Source organism: Mesorhizobium sp. ES1-1, from assembly GCF_020164785.1.
In the GTDB taxonomy this organism is placed as follows: domain Bacteria; phylum Pseudomonadota; class Alphaproteobacteria; order Rhizobiales; family Rhizobiaceae; genus Mesorhizobium.
Map to the genome: position 1 here is coordinate 410494 of NZ_JAIUGX010000003.1, position 16655 is coordinate 427148.

Below are 16655 nucleotides of genomic sequence, written 5' to 3' on the forward strand. Positions count from 1 at the left end.
CAGGACAGGCTCAAAACGCCTGCCTGACCCAACCGTCGTCGAACAGCAGCCGGTAGGCCAACGGGATGGTCACCCTTGTCGAGACCGGGTTGGAGTGGGCGACATAGTCGTCATAGACCGGCTTCATCCTGGCGTAGAATGCGGGATCGAGGACCGTCATCCCGTTCTCGGAATCGTGTAAGAAGCTGCGGTTATTGAGATTGACCGATGAAATCGTCACCAGCCGCTCATCGATCATCAGTATCTTGGAATGCAACACGACATCGGGGGCCTTGAATTCGCGGATGTCGATGCGGTCGCCATATCTCTCGACGAAGAGCTTGTTGAGCGCGGTCAGGAACTTGCCTCCGATATCGCCCTTGAGGTCGATGCGGCCGACAATATCGATCCTGACGCCGCGGGCCAGCGCCCTGTCGAAGGCGAGGCTGAGCTTCGGCGTCAGGTTGAGGTAGGGATTGACGATCTGGATATGGTGTTGCGCCGCATCGATCAATTCGACGAAATAGTCCTCCAGCGCATGTCCGTCTTCATAGGGGATAGAGATGAAATGTCGCGCGCTGCCGAGTGGAGGGCGCCCGGAGCGGACCGGAATCGAAAAGGGCCGCGCCATGTTGGTGTCCGCATCGCGCAGCCACAGGGTCGAAAGATGGGCGGCAAGCGTCTCGACCGTGGCGGGATCGGTGAATTCAAGGTCGAAATCGCTCCAGTTCGAATAGTAGTTGAGCGAGAACCCGTCGGTCTTGCCATATTGCTCAAGGTTGGGATAGCGCGACAGGTCGATCGGCTGGTGGAAGAGGAAGCCATCATGGATGTTGCGCCCGCCGATGATGGCACGCGAACGACCGGGATCAAATGCCAGCGTCGCCAGCATTTTGACATGCATGACCTTGTGCAATTGTGAAATCTGCTCGTCGATCGGTGCGCCCGGATCAGCTCGCCAGCGATATTCCTGCAGCTCGACATTGGGAAATTCCGCCGCCAGGCGATGCAGCATGGCGTCGTCCTTGTCGCGTTCCAGCACGTCGGTGACCATGATACGCACCTTGGTGCCGAGCGCCGCGTGATGGCGGATCAGCCGTTCGATGACACGGCCGGAGAAATCCGCCTTGAACTCCAGTGACGACAGATAGATCAACTTCAATCTCGGCGCCTGGGAGAAATCGAGCGGCAGTTCGGGATCGCCCTTGTCTATCGCCGCATCGGGAAGCGGCGCGCCCATCAGCGCCTCCACCTTGGCGTTGAAGCCGTCACGCGACTTGCGCAGCAGCCCAGGCTCGCCGATCGGCATAGCGCAGGTCTGTGAAAGCCAGCGAGGGGCATAGAAGGCGCGGGCGAGCGCATCGAGGTCCGCCGCATCCGGTGTCGGGCAGCGTTGGTAGCGGCTGTCGAGGGCGGCGAGCGCCGGATCGGCCGTTTCCTCACGCTGGATTGTGAGAGGTGCCCCCGCGGGGGCGAGGCTGGAGCGGATTCTCACCAAGCAACGGTTCAAGCCTAGGCTCGGGAACAGGCTGACCGCGTCGTCTTCGCCCGACAGGCGCAAACGAAACGCGGCACCCGCGGCGATCGTGCGTGAACCGGCGCCGGACTTGATTGCCAGCGCGCCGTCGCACGAGCCCACGATCTCAACCGATAGCCTGCCCGCCTGGCGCACCACGATCTCGGTGCTGCGCGCCTGCAGGCCGGAAAAGTCGAAGGTCCTGGCTGCCAAAGGCCGCGCCGCCGCGTCGATGTAGAGTGTCTGCCGCGATTCCCGCCAGCGTGCGGCGAAATAGCCGTCGCCACCGCCGCCAGCGACCGGATCCGGATGTGTCCTCCCAACCGGTCCGGCCAATTGCTCCATCGTCCGATAGCTTGCCTGGAAGTCGCTGTTGCGGATTGCGTGGCGGTCGTGCCCAAAGGGACCGGTGCCATTGGCGCGATCCATGGCGCCGAGCTGATGATGGGCGAGCAGGGCAAGGAACCGTCTTTCATAGTTGCCGGTCCCGGCATCGCCGAAAAACTGTGAGGCTTCCACTTGCGGCCCGGGCGTGCTGGCCGCCAGCGCTGGTTGCCTGCAGGCCTTTTGTCCTGGCAAGAGGCCGCAGGCATTGCCGCCAGTGCCGGCACAACCGGCAAGGGCGATGAGAACCAGCCCAACCAAGCCGGAGATGATGGAGGCGCGGCCGGTCACCCGGCGGCTCCGGCCTTCATGGCGCTCAATTGCGCCGGGTCGCGCGGTGGCATGAAACCTTGCGGGAAGACCTTGCAGACAGGGATGGTAAAAGTGGCGATCAGCAGGTCCGCCTCGCCGCGCATCTTGCGAGGGGCCGTCCTGTCGTTACGTATCGCCTTGGCCGAGGCGAGGAGGGCGGCGTCGCAGTCGCAGTGATTGCGGCGGGCGATGTAGCAGGCGTCATGGGTACGGCAGGCCGAGTCGAGACGGTCGACCGGCGGGGCGGACAGATCGCCTGTGCGGGTGCCCGGACCGCAGTAATTGTCGAATACGAAAGGCGATGGGCGGGCCATGGCGTAGCGGATCGGCTTGGGCAATTGCGCTTGCGGCACTTCCGCCCACGGGTTGGCGCATGCGGACACTAGGAGCAGCGGCAGGATGGCAAGAACGGCTCGCATGTCTATCCGCGCCAGCTTCCGAGAGATGTCACCGGCGACTTGCCGGTGGCCGGCGATCGCCCGCCCGATGTCACACTGGCCGGTTTTGTGGCAAGGAAAAGGCGGTGTGTGTCGCCCGATTGTGGTATTCGGTGGCGGCACACCTCACCGGGCGCTGTTGCGCTTGGGATTTCGCGAGCACCAGTGATGCGCTTTTGCTTTGTTGCCATGACTGTCGGGTTTCTGGTCTACTCCGTTGGGGCCAATGCCGCCGACATCACCGTTCATGATCAAAAGAATGGGTTCTCGCTGACCTTTCCTGTAGATTGGATCAACGAGACGCTTTCCGAAGAAGAGATAAAGCTGAGCGTAAAGTCTGCCGATCTCACCTGTATGGTATCGGCTGCGCTTTACGTTCCAATGGCCAAGGGCTCACAGTCCGATACGCGCAAAATCATGGAAAACTGGTCGATACACAATTGGAAGAAGACAGTCGGCAGTTCGTTCACCACAGCCGATTTCACCAATGACAAACTTGCAAGTTTTCCTGACAACTATCCTGTTCGCCTTGCCGACGTGGACTTCACGGTGCGGCAGGACAATACCACCTTTTATGGCCATTCCAGATTTGCGTTTTCGGTCCGAGGCGCGCGCTACGGCTACGTGAATTGCAGCGTCATGGCCGAGAGCGCAGAGCAGGTGGCGCAAATGTGGACGCGGCTTGCGGGCAAGGCCGAGCGCGTGGCCAACTCCTTCATTCTGGACTCGCCGTAATCTGTCATTTTGTGCCCAGCGTGGGAATTAGGCAAACAGCGCGCGCTCCCGTTCAACCGCCCTGGTGATGAAGCTGGCGACGATCTGGATGCGGCGCAGCGGCCTCACCGATTCATGATAGACCAGCCAGTAGGCCCGACGGATGGGCGCGACTACATCCACCGCCACAAGTTCCGGCATCGAGCGTGCAACGAAAGTGTGCAGGATGCCGATGCCGGCGCCGGAGCGCACCGCTTCGGCCTGGCCAAGTGCCGAGGAGATGGCGAAGCTGGTGCGCCAGTCCGCGCTGAACTCGGCCGCGTAGTCGAGCGAGGGGCTGACGATCAGGTCCGGCACATAGCCGATGAGCGTGTGCCGGCCGAGTTCGGCGGCTGTCCTGGGCAAGCCTTGCGCTTGTGCATAGGCGCGGGAAGCAAAGAGGCCGAGCGAGTAGTCGACCAGCTTTCCCGCCACCAGCCGGCCTTCCGTCGGCCGCTCGACCGTGATGGCGATGTCCGCCTCGCGGCGAGACAGGGAGAAGGACCGCGGCACCGGGACGAGCTGGATGGTGAGTTCGCGGTGTAGCGCGGTCAGTTCGCCCAGCCGCCTGGCCAGGAAGGCGACGCCGAAACCGTCCGGCGCACCGATGCGGACCGTGCCCGAGACATCGTCGCCCTCGCCGGCCACGGTCGACCGCGCGGTGATCATGTCGGCTTCCATGCGCTCGGCAATGTCGAGGAAGCGCTCACCGGCAGGCGTAAGTTCGCTCCCCGTCGTCAGGCGGCGGAACAGCTTGGCCCGGAGCGCCTCCTCGAGCGCGGCGACCCGGCGCGAGACGGTGGCATGGTTGAGCTCCAGGCGCCTGGCCGCGCCAAGGATCTGGCCGGCGCGCGCCACGGCCAGGAAGATTCGGACGTCATCCCAGTTCACGGCATTCCTCGCAGATTGTTCGGCGCTGCCACTTGCGAGAATTAATGCCCGCTCGTCAAATGATATCTATTCTACGCACAACGGTTGCGTTCTCCCTCGCGTTGCCATTCGCCCGCCAAAGGCGGACAATGCGGCATCGGAATCCAGGGAGAGAAATCATGATCGACTACGGTCATTTCATCGGCGGCAAGCGTGTCGCCGGGACCAGCGGGCGCAAGCAGGATGTAATGCAGCCGATGGACGGCTCCGTGCGCGGCACGGTGGCGCTTGCGTCGCAGGCGGAACTGCGCGCGGCGGTCGAGAACGCCAAGGCGGCGCAGCCTGGCTGGGCGGCCACCAATCCGCAGCGCCGCGTGCGCGTGCTGATGAAATTCCTCGAACTCGTCGCCAAGGAATATGACGAGCTGGCCGAGATCCTGGCGCGGGAGCATGGCAAGACCATCGCCGACGCCAAGGGCGACATCCAGCGCGGCCTCGAAGTGGTGGAGGTCTGCATCGGCGCGCCGCATATGATGAAGGGCGAGTTCACCGATGGCGCCGGCCCCGGCATCGACGTCTATTCGATGCGCCAGCCGCTCGGCGTCGTCGCCGGCATAACACCGTTCAACTTCCCGGCGATGATCCCGCTTTGGAAAATTGCGCCTGCAATCGCCTGCGGCAACGCCTTCATCCTGAAACCGTCCGAACGCGACCCCGGCGTGCCACTGCGCATCGCGGAACTGTTCCTCGAAGCCGGCCTGCCTGCCGGCATCCTGAACGTCGTCAATGGCGACAAGGAGGTGGTCGACGCCATCCTCGACGATCCCGACATCAAGGCCATCGGCTTCGTCGGCTCGACGCCGATCGCCCATTACATCTATTCGCGCGGCACCGCGGCAGGCAAGCGCGTGCAATGCTTCGGCGGCGCCAAGAACCATATGATCATCATGCCCGACGCCGACATGGACCAGACCGTCGATGCGTTGATCGGCGCCGGCTACGGCTCTGCCGGCGAGCGCTGCATGGCCATCTCGGTCGCGGTTCCCGTCGGCAACGACACCGCCGATAGGCTGATGGAAAAGCTGATCCCGCGCGTCGAAAGCCTGAAGGTCGGCCCGTCCACGGATTCCTCCGCCGATTTCGGCCCGCTGGTGACCGCCCAGGCGCTGGAGCGCGTGAAGGGATATGTCGACACAGGCGTCAACGAAGGCGCCAAGCTGGTCGTCGACGGCCGCGGCTTCTCCATGCAGGGCTATGAGAACGGCTATTACATGGGCGGCTGCCTGTTCGACAATGTCACGCCGGACATGCGCATCTACAAGGAAGAGATTTTCGGGCCGGTGCTCTCGGTGGTGCGCGCGCCGACCTATGAGAACGCCATCAAGCTCGCCAACGACCACGAGATGGGCAATGGCGTCGCCATCTTCACGCGTGACGGCGACGCCGCGCGCGACTTCGCCAGCCGTGTCCAGGTCGGCATGGTCGGCGTCAATGTGCCGATCCCGGTGCCGATCGCCTACTACACATTCGGCGGCTGGAAGGCCTCGTCCTTCGGCGACCTCAACCAGCACGGACCGGACGCGTTCCGCTTCTACACCAAGACCAAGACGGTGACGTCGCGCTGGCCGTCCGGCATCAAGGACGGTGCCGAGTTCGTCATCCCGACGATGAATTAGCCGAACAATTGCTCGCTTGCGCGTCCTCGCCTTCGGCTGCGGGCGCGCGGCGGCATCAAGGACGGGGTCGAGTTCGTCATCCCGACGATGAACTAGCCGGACAATTGCTCTCTTGCGCGTCCTCGCCTTCGGCTGCGGGCGCGCGGGCGGCATCAAGGACGGCGCGGAGTTCGTCATTCCGACGATGAACTAGCCGGACAATTGCTCGCTTGCGCGTCCTCGCCTTCGGCGGCGGGCGCGCGGGCGGCATCAGGACAGCACCGAGTGCCTCATCCCGACGATGAACTAGCCGCACGATTGCTTGGCTTGCGCGTCCTCGCCCTCGGCTGCGGCAGCTTGAATGACGGTACCGTCCTATCGCGTGGCGGCGGTCTCGGCATGGCCGCGCAGCAGCGCCATCAGCCGCTTTGCGTCCTTTGCCGCGCCATCCTCGTCGCCGTCGAGAATCGAGCGGATCAGGGCGACGTGATGCTCGGCGGATTCGGCCAGCCCGGTATCGGCCTTATAGCGGAACCAGAAGCGCCGGCTGTGCGTCTGCAAAGGAGCGGCGAGCCTTGCGGCGAACGGATTGTCGGCGGCCAGGGCCAGGGCTTCGTCTAGTGCCTTGTCGGCCTGGATGAAGGCGAGCACATTGCCCGAGATCACCGCCTTCTGCATGGCGAGGGCGGCTTCGTGAAACAGGTCAGCGGCCTCGCGGGTGACGAAGCGCGCCGCGGAGCGTGCCAGCACGACCTCGACGCCGCGGCGCGCGTCGAGTACACGCAGCCAGTCTCCGGGATGCAGCGGCGCGATCGCGATGCCGGCGCGCGGCCTCACATCGAGCAGCCCTTCCCAGGCCAGGCGCTGGATCGCCTCACGCACCGGGGTGCGGCCAAGGCCCAGCCGGTCGATCAGCGTGCCCTCCGTCACGAAGCTCGCCGGGGCCAGTTCCAGCGTAACGATCATATGCTCGAGCACGTGGTAGGCCTTGATCGCCGCCGGCTCAGCCGATGTCCTTGCTTCCGTGGATATCAAATGCGGTCTCCTGATATATTCTCGATATATCATAGCGAAATCCGGGTTGACAGCGGATTTGTTAACAAATATACGACTGATATATCAGATGGAGACATGACATGTGGACCGGAGTTTTTCCTGCCGTCACGACGAAGTTCACCGAGGATGACCGCCTCGACCACGCCGAAATGGAGCGATGCTTCAGCCTCCAGATGGAGGCCGGCTGCGACGGCATCATCGTCTGCGGTTCGCTAGGCGAGGGGCCGATGCTGTCGCATGACGAGAAGATCGAGGTTTTGAAGACCGCACAGAAGGTCGCCGGCAAGAAGCCGGTGCTGCTGACGGTGAACGAGGCCGGCACACGCGAAGCCGCCAGCATCGCCAAGCGCGCCGCCAAAGAGGGCGCCGATGGCTTGATGGTGGTGCCGAGCCCGATCTACCACACCAATACGGAAGAGACCGTGGCGGCCCTGCGCGCCGTAGCGCAGGCCGGCGACCTGCCGGTGATGATCTATTCCAACCGGCTGGCCTATCGTGTCGACGTGACCGTCGACCAGATGGAAGAGCTGGCGTCGGACCAGCGCTTCGTGGCGATCAAGGAATCGTCCGACGACATCCGCCGTTCGACCGAGATCATCAACCGCTTCGGCAGCCGCTATGACCTGTTCACAGGCGTCGACAATCTCGCCTTCGAGGCCCTGTCGGTCGGCGCCATCGGCTGGGTCGCCGGGTTGGTCACCGCCTTCCCGCGGGAGACGGTCGCCATCTATCAGCTGATGACGCAGGGCCGGCGCGAGGAAGCGCTTGCCATCTACCGCTGGTTCCGGCCATTGCTCGATCTCGACGTTTCGACCTATCTGGTGCAGAACATCAAACTTGCCGAAGTGTTCGCCATCCAAACCAACGACCGGGTCCGCATGCCGCGCCAGCCGCTGTCTGGCGAGCGCCGCAAGGCGGTCGAGAAGATCATCAAGGACGCACTCGCGGTGCGGCCGACCCTGCCGCAGTTTTGAGAGTGGCGTTCGCATAGGGTTCATTCACATGCTCCCTCACTACAAAATGGGTGGCCGTACTTGAGCAGCGAAAGCGGCACCCAACTCGACGTCGCCATCATCGGTGGCGGTATCATCGGCATCTGCGCCGCGGTCTTCCTGACCGAAGCGGGGCGCAAGGTCACGGTCTTCGACCGGACGGGCATCTGCGAAGAGACGAGCTCGGGCAATGCTTCCGCCCTTGCCTTCTCCGATGTGCTTCCGCTGGCCCACAAGGGCATGATCCGGCAATTGCCTAGTTGGCTCGCCGATCCACTCGGCCCGCTCAGCATTCCTCCGGCCTATCTGCCGAAGCTCCTGCCCTGGCTGATCCGCTTCTGGCGCGCCGGCGCGCCCGGGAAATACCAAGCGAGCCTCGCCGCCCAGGCCGGCATGATGAAGCTCGCCGAGGCCGAGTGGATGGCCTTGCTCGACCGCTCCGCCACCAGGCGGATGCTGCGCGAGGATGGCTCGCTGGAACTCTATGAAAGCGAGGCCGAATTCCGCGCCTCGCTTTCCGGCTGGGCCGCGCGCGAGCGTTTCGGCATCGGCTTCCGCCATGTGGCAGGCGATGAACTCGCGGCGCTGCAGCCCGGCCTCTCGCCACGCTTCATCAAGGGCACCTTCGTGTCGGGATGGAAGACAGTCGACGATCCGAAGCTGCTCGGAAAGGCGGTGTGGGCCTATGCCGAGGGGTTGGGCGCGCGCTTTGAAAAAGCCCGTATCGAGCATGTCGGGGCCGGGCGGGAAGGCGCGACGCTCAGGCTGGCCGATGGCACGGCCCGGCAGGCGAAGCAGCTGGTCATCGCGGCCGGGGCTTGGTCCCATCTGCTGGCAAGGCCGCTTGGCGACCGGATCCCGCTGGAGACGGAGCGCGGTTACAACACGACGCTGCCGGCGACTGCCTTCGACGTGAAGCGGCAACTGATCTTTTCCGGGCACGGCTTCGTCGTTACGCCACTTTCGACCGGCCTACGTGTCGGCGGGGCGGTCGAACTTGGGGGGCTCGATCGGCCATCGAACTTCGCCCGATCGAAGGCGATGCTGGAGAAGGCCGGACGCTTCCTGCCCGGGCTCGACCCATCCGGCGGCCGCGAATGGATGGGCTTTCGCCCGTCGCTGCCGGATTCGCTTCCGGTAATCGGCACGTCCCGCCTGTCCGGCAATGTCTTCTATGCTTTCGGCCATGGCCATCTCGGCCTGACCCAGGCAGCCGCCACAGGGCGCTTGCTCCGCGATCTTGTCCTCGGGCAAGCTCCGGCGATCGACCCGGGTCCCTTCAGTCCCCAAAGGTTTTGATTTTCGAGGAGCCTCATGGCCAAGAAATCCTTCTTCTGCATAGACGGCCACACCTGCGGCAATCCGGTGAGGCTGGTAGCCGGCGGCGGTCCGCTGCTGCATGGATCGACGATGATGGAACGGCGGGCGCACTTCCTTGCCGAATATGACTGGATCCGCACCGGCCTGATGTTCGAGCCACGCGGCCATGACGTCATGTCCGGCTCGATCCTTTACCCGCCGACGCGCGAGGATTGCGATATCGCGATCTTGTTCATCGAAACCTCGGGCTGCCTGCCGATGTGCGGCCACGGCACCATCGGCACGGTGACGATGGCCATAGAACATGGGCTGATCAAGCCGAAGACGCCTGGCGTGCTCAGGCTCGACACGCCCGCCGGCCTCGTCATTGCCGAGTACACGCAGGTGGGCGACGATGTCGAAGAGGTGCGCATCACCAACGTGCCATCGTTCCTTTATGCCGAGGGCCTGACCGTCGACTGTCCGGGGCTTGGCGAAATCACCGTGGATGTCGCCTACGGCGGCAATTTCTACGCCATCGTCGAACCGCAGGCGAATTATCGCGACATGGCCGACCATTCCGCCGGCGACTTCATCGCCTGGAGCCCGGTGGTCCGGCAAAGGCTGAACGAGAAATACACTTTCGTGCATCCGGAAAACCCTGGCATCAACAGGCTGTCGCACATGTTGTGGACCGGCAAGCCGACAGTGGCGGAGGCGGATGCCCGCAATGCCGTCTTCTATGGCGACAAGGCCATCGACCGCTCGCCCTGCGGCACCGGCACCTCGGCGCGCATGGCGCAGCTTCATGCCAAGGGCAAGCTCAAGACCGGCGACGCCTTCGTGCATGAATCGATCATCGGTTCGTTGTTCAAGGGCAAGGTCGAGAGGGAGGTGTCAGTGGCGGGCAAGCCGGCGATCATTCCGTCGATCGGCGGCTGGGCGCGCATGACCGGATTGAACACTATCTTCATCGACGACCGAGACCCGTTCGCGCACGGATTCGTGGTCGCGTGAGAGCATTCCTGACCTTGGGGAAGGCAAGATGACGAAAAAATGAAACGTGTCAGCAGCGCAACGATTCTTCCAATCTCCTGCGTTGTGTGATGATTTCTTCGAATTCGGCTGCATCATGCGCTCGATTCGTCAAAGACATTGCGTTATGCCAATGATAGGGTCCGAGATAGTCCAGGGGTCGGGCGGTGAAAAACGAGCAATCGGACGGCGTGCCTCGCAAACGCGCAAAATGATTGAAAAATGACGTTGCAATCCGGGCTCGAAACTCTACGACTAGGGGAAATACGAAAAGGAATGCGTCTGCATGGGCGACATTCCAGGGGAGCCGTGTACACATGCAGTATTTTGTCCAGCAGCTTATCAACGGGCTGACGCTGGGATCGATCTATGGGCTGATCGCGATCGGCTATACGATGGTCTACGGCATCATCGGCATGATCAACTTCGCCCATGGCGACATTTTCATGGTCGGGGCCTTCACGGCGCTGATCGTCTTCCTGGCACTCGGGGCGCTATTCTATTCGGTCCCGGTCGTGATCGCGCTTCTGGTTATGATGATCGTCGCGATGCTGCTCACCAGCCTCTATAACTGGACGATCGAGAAGGTGGCGTACCGCCCGTTGCGCGGATCATTCCGGCTGGCGCCGCTGATCACCGCCATCGGCATGTCGATCGCGCTTTCCAATTTCGTGCAGGTGACCCAGGGACCACGCAACAAGCCGATCCCGCCAATGGTCAGCCAAGTCTACAACATCAACGGGATCAGCGTGTCGCTGAAGCAGATCATCATCGTGGTGGTCACGGCGCTGCTGCTGGCGCTGTTCTGGTATCTGGTCAACAAAACCTCGCTCGGTCGCGCGCAAAGGGCCTGCGAGCAGGACCGCAAGATGGCCGCGCTGCTCGGCATCGATGTTGACCGCACGATCTCGATCACCTTCATCATGGGCGCCGCGCTTGCCGCCGTCGCCGGCACGCTGTTCCTCATGTATTACGGCGTCATCGCCTTCTCGGATGGCTTCGTGCCGGGCGTGAAGGCGTTTACGGCAGCCGTGCTCGGCGGCATCGGCTCCTTGCCCGGCGCCGTGCTCGGCGGGCTGCTGATCGGCTTCATCGAAAGCATGTGGTCGGCCTATTTCTCGATCGATTACAAGGACGTAGCCGCGTTCTCGATCCTGGCAATCGTGCTGATCTTCCTGCCATCCGGCATATTGGGCCGGCCAGAAGTCGAAAAGGTCTGAGACAATGGCCGTCACCGTAAACCCGGAGCGCGACGTCGTCGCCACGCCCATGCAGCGCGCATTGCGCGAGGCCCTCTATGCCGGCGCCATATCGCTTGGCCTGTTCGTGCTGTTCATCGGCCTCAAGACCGGCCAGAACATTTCCAATGAGCTGGTGCTGACGACGCGCTGGGGGCTGCTCGTCGCCGTGGTCGTCGCGACGGCCATCGGACGCTTCCTCTACGTGGCCTACGGCCAGCCGTTCCTGGCCAACCAGAAGATCGCCGACGTCGCCACCGGCCTGTTGCCGGCCAGCGCGGCGTCGCGTTTCTTCCAATTGCCGGCCTTCATCGTTGCGGTCGTGCTGGTCGTGCTGCTGTTTGCGTTGAACAACTCGCTCGCAGGTTGGGTGGGGCCTGGGGCGGCCGGGTATCTGCAGTTCCTGCGCGCCTTGTCGGTCATCTATGTGCTGGCCTGCGTGATCTACTATTTCCGCGGCTTCATCCATGCCAACTTCACCAAGCTCGGCATAGCGGCGCTGATCCTCTACCCGATCCTGGTCGTGGCGGTCCTGTCGCTGATGTCCTGGTCGATCGTCGGCGGCTTGCAGGGCTCGCTGAAATGGGTCGACAATTACGGCATCCAGATACTGATCTATGTGATGCTGGCCTGGGGGCTCAACATCGTCGTGGGCCTCGCCGGACTGCTCGACCTCGGATACGTTGCCTTCTATGCGGTCGGCGCTTATGCCTATGCGCTGTTGGGCACGCAATACGGCCTGTCCTTCTGGATCTTGCTGCCGGCGGCAGGCGCCATGGCCGCCTTCTGGGGCGTCCTGCTCGGCTTTCCGGTGCTGCGGCTTCGCGGCGATTACCTGGCGATCGTGACCTTGGCGTTCGGCGAGATCATCCGGCTGGTGCTCATCAACTGGCGTGAGGTGACGAACGGTTCGGCCGGCATTTCGGGCATTCCGAAAGTCACCTTCTTCGGGCTGATGACCTTCAATGTCTCGGATCCCAACTATATCGCCAAGGTGCTCCACATTGCCCAGTCGAGCGCCTACTACAAAATCTTCCTCTATTACCTGATCCTGGCCCTGGCGCTGCTGACCGCCTTCGTCACGATAAGGCTGCGGCGCATGCCGGTCGGCCGCGCCTGGGAAGCGTTGCGCGAAGACGAGATCGCCTGCCGCTCGCTCGGCATCAACACCACGACGACCAAGCTCACCGCCTTTGCCACCGGCGCGATGTTCGGCGGCTTCGCCGGCTCGTTCTTCGCCGCGCGGCAAGGCTTCGTCAGCCCCGAATCCTTCATCTTCCTGGAATCGGCCATCATCCTGGCGATCGTCGTGCTCGGCGGCATGGGGTCGCTGGTCGGCATTGCGGTTGCCGCCATGGTGATGATCGGCGGCACCGAAGTGCTGCGCGAGCTCGATTTCCTCAAGCAGGTCTTCGGCCCCGATTTCACACCGGAGCTCTATCGCATGCTTCTGTTTGGCATGGCCATGGTCATCGTCATGCTGTGGAAGCCGCGCGGCTTCGTCGGCACTCGAGAGCCAACCGCCTTCCTGAAGGAGCGCAAGGCTGTGTCGAGTTCCTTCACCAAGGAGGGCCACGGCTGATGAATGCGAGTGTGCCCATGAACGATGCCATTCTTCAGGTCGAGCACTTGTCGATGAAGTTCGGCGGCCTGGTCGCCATCGGCGACCTGTCCTTCACCGCAAAACGCGGCGAGATCACCGCGCTGATCGGGCCCAACGGCGCCGGCAAGACCACGGTGTTCAACTGCATTACCGGTTTCTACAAGCCTTCCGAAGGCATGATCACGCTGAACCGGAGCAACGGCTCGCGCTTCCTGCTCGAAAGGCTGCCGAACCATGAGATACCGGCGCGGGCCAAGGTGGCCCGCACGTTCCAGAACATTCGCCTGTTCTCGGGCATGACCCTGCTGGAAAACCTGCTGGTTGCCCAGCACAACAAGCTCATGAAGGCGTCGGGCTACACGATACTCGGCCTGTTCGGCTTCAGTGGCTATCGCAAGGCCTCGGCGGAATCGGTCGAGCTGGCCAAGCATTGGCTGGAAAAGGCCGACCTTGTAGACCGCGCAGACGATCCGGCCGGCGACCTGCCCTATGGCGCACAGCGGCGACTCGAGATCGCCCGTGCCATGTGCACCGGGCCGGAGCTGCTGTGCCTAGACGAACCCGCGGCCGGCCTCAACCCGAAGGAGTCGGCGGCCCTGAACACTCTGTTGATCGACATCAAGGAGACATCCGGCGCCTCGATCCTGTTGATCGAGCATGACATGTCCGTCGTCATGCAGATCTCCGACCATGTCGTCGTGCTCGAATATGGGCGCAAGATTTCGGACGGCAGCCCGCAATCGGTTCGCACCGACCCGCGTGTCATCGCCGCCTATCTGGGCGTCGACGACGAGGAGGTCGAGACCGTGCTGACCGAGGTCGGCGACGAGGATGTGATCGAACAGCTCGATATCGGGCCGGACTCAGCTCACGGGCCAGGGGCATCCTCGTCCTTCATGGCAGGCCCGGTGAGCGATACTGTCGGCCACAGCACCGGCGAACGGATCACGGTCGCCAAAGGCGCCTCGAAGGCCGAGCAAGTCGATGCGAAGTCATCGACCGCGCCGCGAAAGCCCTCCGAGCGGGCCACTGCCAAGCCGAAAACCCCGACGGCGAAGCCGCGCGGAGGGAGCAAATAATGGCCGCGACAACGCTGCTCGATATCAAGGGCGTCCAGACCTATTACGGCAATATCCGCGCGCTGAATGGCGTCGATGTCACCGTCAACCAGGGCGAGATCGTGGCGCTGATCGGCGCCAACGGCGCCGGCAAGTCGACCCTGATGATGACCATCTTCGGCGCGCCGAGGGCACGTGCCGGCACGATCACCTTCGCCGGCACCGACATCACCCAGATGCCGACCCACGAGATTGCCCGTATGCGCATCGCGCAGTCGCCCGAGGGGCGGCGCATCTTCCCGCGCATGACGGTCATGGAAAACCTCCAGATGGGCGCCAGCCTCGACAACCTCAAGCACTATGACGAGGACGTAGAGAAGGTGTTCACGCTGTTCCCGCGACTGAAGGAGCGCATCGCGCAGCGCGGCGGCACGCTCTCGGGCGGCGAGCAGCAGATGCTGTCGATCGGCCGCGCGCTTATGGCGCGGCCGAAGCTGCTGCTGCTCGACGAGCCGTCGCTCGGCCTGGCGCCGCTGATCGTCAAGCAGATCTTCGACGCCATTCGCGAATTGAACCGGACGCAAGGGTTGACCGTGTTCCTGGTCGAGCAGAACGCCTTCGGCGCCCTCAAGCTGGCGACGCGTGGCTATGTGATGGTCAACGGCAATGTGACGATGAGCGGCACCGGCAAGGAACTGCTCGCCAATCCGGAGGTGCGCGCGGCCTATCTCGAAGGCGGACACCACTGAGTTCAGGAGACTCCACCATGCAAGGCATACTCTACGAGGAGCCGTCGATCTGGCAGTTCTTCTTCGTCACCTGTCTGCTTGGCGGCTGGGCGGCATGGATGACAGGCAGGGCCAGCGCGCAGACCTGGCGCAGCTTCTTCCATCTGTTTGCGTATGTGCTGGGCCTCGGCATCGCCATTCGCTTCATCCACCACGCGCTGTTCGCCGGCACAATGTTCTCGCTGCACTATTATGTCGTCGATACCATCGTGCTGATGATCCTCGGTTTCATTGGCTATCAATACACGCGCACCAACCAGATGGTCTCGCAGTATAATTGGCTTTACGAACGAGCCTCAATCTTGAGCTGGAAACCCAAAGGTTGACGTTCATGATTAACGTCGTTTCGAGGATGAATCGGCGTGACAAGTGCCTGAAAATCGGCAAACTATGCTTTCTGCGATAAGGGTGGGCATCGCATGAAAAGCTTCATCCACGCCCACTCCGTTAATGGGAGCGTTTCAATGAAAAAGTCACTTTTGTCCGCCGTCGCCCTGACCGCGCTGATCGCGTTCAGCGGCAATGCGTGGGCTGACCTAATGGTCGGCGTCGCCGGCCCGATCACCGGCCCGAATGCCGCCTTCGGCGCGCAGTTGCAGAAGGGCGCCGAACAGGCCGTTGCCGACATCAATGCGGCGGGCGGCATCAATGGCGAGCAGATCAAGCTCGAGGTCGGCGACGACGTGTCGGATCCTAAGCAGGGCATCTCGGTCGCCAACAAGTTCGTCGGCGACGGCGTCAAGTTCGTGATCGGCCACTTCAACTCGGGCGTCTCGATCCCGGCATCGGAAGTCTATGCCGAAAACGGCATCGTCGAAGTCACCCCTGCCGCTACCAACCCGCAGTATACCGAGCGTGGCCTGTGGAACGTGTTCCGCACCTGCGGACGCGACGACCAGCAGGGCGGCATCGCCGGCGGCTATCTCGCCACCAACTTCAAGGATGCCAAGATCGCGGTCATCCATGACAAGACCACCTACGGCCAGGGCCTTGCCGACGAGACCAAGAAGGCGATGAACGCCAAGGGCGTGACGGAAGTCATGTATGAAGGCGTCAATGTCGGCGACAAGGACTTCTCGGCGCTGATCGCCAAGATGAAGGAAGCCGGCGTTTCCATCATCTACTGGGGCGGCCTGCACACCGAGGCCGGTTTGATCATCCGCCAGGCCGCGGACCAGGGCCTGAAGGCAACACTGGTCTCGGGCGACGGCATCGTGTCGAACGAACTGGCTTCGATCGCGGGCGACGCGGTTGCCGGTACGCTCAACACGTTCGGACCGGATCCGCGTCTGATCCCGGCCAACAAGGAACTGGTCGAGAAGTTCCGCGCCCAGGGCTTCGAGCCGGAAGCCTACACGCTCTACTCCTACGCGGCGATGCAGGCGATCGCGGCGGCAGCGACAGCCGCCAAGTCGAACGATCCGCAGGTCGTTGCGAAGGCGCTGCATGAGAACGGCCCGTTCAAGACCGTGCTCGGCGACCTGTCCTATGACGCGAAGGGCGACCCGACGCTGCCCGGCTATGTCATGTACGAGTGGAAGAAGGGTGACGACGGCAAGTATACCTACATCCAGAAGATGTAAGTATTTCGGCCTGATCTTCAAGAAATGCCCGGCGCTCGCGCCGGGCATTTTTTTCGAGGCTTGTCTAAGTCAATCCGGGGACGGCGAGACGATCTCA

The 16655-nt window shown here is 62.8% G+C and carries 15 protein-coding genes; 11 read left to right on the plus strand and 4 right to left on the minus strand.

Annotated features, from left to right (window positions below):
• Positions 1-10: 10 nt before the first annotated feature.
• On the minus strand, positions 11-2170 hold the full coding sequence (locus tag LB513_RS07260; RefSeq protein ID WP_224662780.1) for a phospholipase D-like domain-containing protein: 2160 nt from the start codon (positions 2168-2170) through the stop codon (positions 11-13).
• Complete coding sequence (locus LB513_RS07265; protein WP_224662781.1) at positions 2167-2610, minus strand: hypothetical protein; 444 nt, start codon at positions 2608-2610, stop codon at positions 2167-2169. Before LB513_RS07265 ends, LB513_RS07260 begins: the two co-directional genes overlap by 4 nt.
• A gap of 45 nt (positions 2611-2655) precedes the next feature.
• Here LB513_RS07265 and LB513_RS07270 point away from each other — a divergent pair, with 45 nt between their 5' ends.
• Positions 2656-3363: a hypothetical protein gene (locus LB513_RS07270; RefSeq protein WP_224662782.1), complete on the plus strand. Its 708-nt coding sequence runs from the start codon at positions 2656-2658 to the stop codon at positions 3361-3363.
• A gap of 27 nt (positions 3364-3390) precedes the next feature.
• Here the strand turns inward: LB513_RS07270 and LB513_RS07275 are convergent, their stop codons facing one another.
• Positions 3391-4272, minus strand: a complete 882-nt coding sequence (locus LB513_RS07275) for a LysR family transcriptional regulator (RefSeq protein ID WP_224662783.1) — start codon at positions 4270-4272, stop codon at positions 3391-3393.
• 158 nt (positions 4273-4430) lie between these two features.
• Here LB513_RS07275 and LB513_RS07280 point away from each other — a divergent pair, with 158 nt between their 5' ends.
• The gene (locus LB513_RS07280) at positions 4431-5927 is read left to right on the plus strand and encodes a CoA-acylating methylmalonate-semialdehyde dehydrogenase (RefSeq protein WP_224662784.1); all 1497 of its coding nucleotides are present in this window, start codon (positions 4431-4433) and stop codon (positions 5925-5927) included.
• Between the two features lie 354 nt (positions 5928-6281).
• Here LB513_RS07280 and LB513_RS07285 read toward each other — a convergent pair whose 3' ends face one another.
• Positions 6282-6974 (minus strand): GntR family transcriptional regulator, encoded by a 693-nt coding sequence (locus LB513_RS07285; protein ID WP_224662785.1) that lies wholly within the window; start codon positions 6972-6974, stop codon positions 6282-6284.
• A 68-nt stretch (positions 6975-7042) separates the two neighbouring features.
• Here LB513_RS07285 and LB513_RS07290 point away from each other — a divergent pair, with 68 nt between their 5' ends.
• The 9 genes from LB513_RS07290 (at position 7043) to LB513_RS07330 (ending at position 16558) form a co-directional block, all read left to right on the plus strand.
• Positions 7043-7936, plus strand: coding sequence for a dihydrodipicolinate synthase family protein (locus tag LB513_RS07290; protein ID WP_224662786.1), 894 nt, complete (start codon positions 7043-7045; stop codon positions 7934-7936).
• Positions 7937-7996: 60 nt separating this feature from the next.
• On the plus strand, positions 7997-9253 hold the full coding sequence (locus tag LB513_RS07295) for an NAD(P)/FAD-dependent oxidoreductase (protein ID WP_224662787.1): 1257 nt from the start codon (positions 7997-7999) through the stop codon (positions 9251-9253).
• A 15-nt stretch (positions 9254-9268) separates the two neighbouring features.
• Entirely contained in the window at positions 9269-10270 is a 1002-nt protein-coding gene (locus LB513_RS07300) for a 4-hydroxyproline epimerase (RefSeq protein WP_224662788.1), read from the plus strand.
• Between the two features lie 335 nt (positions 10271-10605).
• Positions 10606-11508 (plus strand): branched-chain amino acid ABC transporter permease, encoded by a 903-nt coding sequence (locus LB513_RS07305; RefSeq protein WP_224662789.1) that lies wholly within the window; start codon positions 10606-10608, stop codon positions 11506-11508.
• Between the two features lie 4 nt (positions 11509-11512).
• Positions 11513-13108 carry a high-affinity branched-chain amino acid ABC transporter permease LivM gene (gene livM / locus LB513_RS07310; protein WP_224662790.1) on the plus strand — a complete coding sequence of 532 codons (1596 nt, stop codon included), beginning with the start codon at positions 11513-11515 and terminating at the stop codon, positions 13106-13108.
• A 17-nt stretch (positions 13109-13125) separates the two neighbouring features.
• Complete coding sequence (locus tag LB513_RS07315; RefSeq protein WP_224662791.1) at positions 13126-14208, plus strand: ABC transporter ATP-binding protein; 1083 nt, start codon at positions 13126-13128, stop codon at positions 14206-14208.
• Complete coding sequence (locus tag LB513_RS07320; RefSeq protein WP_127260487.1) at positions 14208-14936, plus strand: ABC transporter ATP-binding protein; 729 nt, start codon at positions 14208-14210, stop codon at positions 14934-14936. The genes LB513_RS07315 and LB513_RS07320 overlap by 1 nt, the downstream gene beginning before the upstream one ends.
• Before the next feature lie 17 nt (positions 14937-14953).
• Complete coding sequence (locus LB513_RS07325) at positions 14954-15301, plus strand: DUF6867 family protein (protein ID WP_224662792.1); 348 nt, start codon at positions 14954-14956, stop codon at positions 15299-15301.
• Positions 15302-15439: 138 nt separating this feature from the next.
• On the plus strand, positions 15440-16558 hold the full coding sequence (locus LB513_RS07330; protein ID WP_224662793.1) for a branched-chain amino acid ABC transporter substrate-binding protein: 1119 nt from the start codon (positions 15440-15442) through the stop codon (positions 16556-16558).
• The last annotated feature ends 97 nt before the right edge of the window (positions 16559-16655 follow it).

Bases quoted from the DNA above. Each gene is read 5' to 3' on its own strand.
- LB513_RS07300 (WP_224662788.1), top strand. From the start codon at position 9,269: ATGGCCAAGAAATCCTTCTTCTGCATAGACGGCCACACCTGCGGCAAT.
- LB513_RS07315 (WP_224662791.1), top strand. From the start codon at position 13,126: ATGAACGATGCCATTCTTCAGGTCGAGCACTTGTCGATGAAGTTCGGC.
- LB513_RS07290 (WP_224662786.1), top strand. From the start codon at position 7,043: ATGTGGACCGGAGTTTTTCCTGCCGTCACGACGAAGTTCACCGAGGAT.
- LB513_RS07320 (WP_127260487.1), top strand. From the start codon at position 14,208: ATGGCCGCGACAACGCTGCTCGATATCAAGGGCGTCCAGACCTATTAC.
- LB513_RS07325 (WP_224662792.1), top strand. From the start codon at position 14,954: ATGCAAGGCATACTCTACGAGGAGCCGTCGATCTGGCAGTTCTTCTTC.
- LB513_RS07305 (WP_224662789.1), top strand. From the start codon at position 10,606: ATGCAGTATTTTGTCCAGCAGCTTATCAACGGGCTGACGCTGGGATCG.
- LB513_RS07265 (WP_224662781.1), bottom strand. From the start codon at position 2,610: ATGCGAGCCGTTCTTGCCATCCTGCCGCTGCTCCTAGTGTCCGCATGC.
- livM (WP_224662790.1), top strand. From the start codon at position 11,513: ATGGCCGTCACCGTAAACCCGGAGCGCGACGTCGTCGCCACGCCCATG.
- LB513_RS07330 (WP_224662793.1), top strand. From the start codon at position 15,440: ATGAAAAAGTCACTTTTGTCCGCCGTCGCCCTGACCGCGCTGATCGCG.
- LB513_RS07285 (WP_224662785.1), bottom strand. From the start codon at position 6,974: ATGATATATCGAGAATATATCAGGAGACCGCATTTGATATCCACGGAA.
- LB513_RS07280 (WP_224662784.1), top strand. From the start codon at position 4,431: ATGATCGACTACGGTCATTTCATCGGCGGCAAGCGTGTCGCCGGGACC.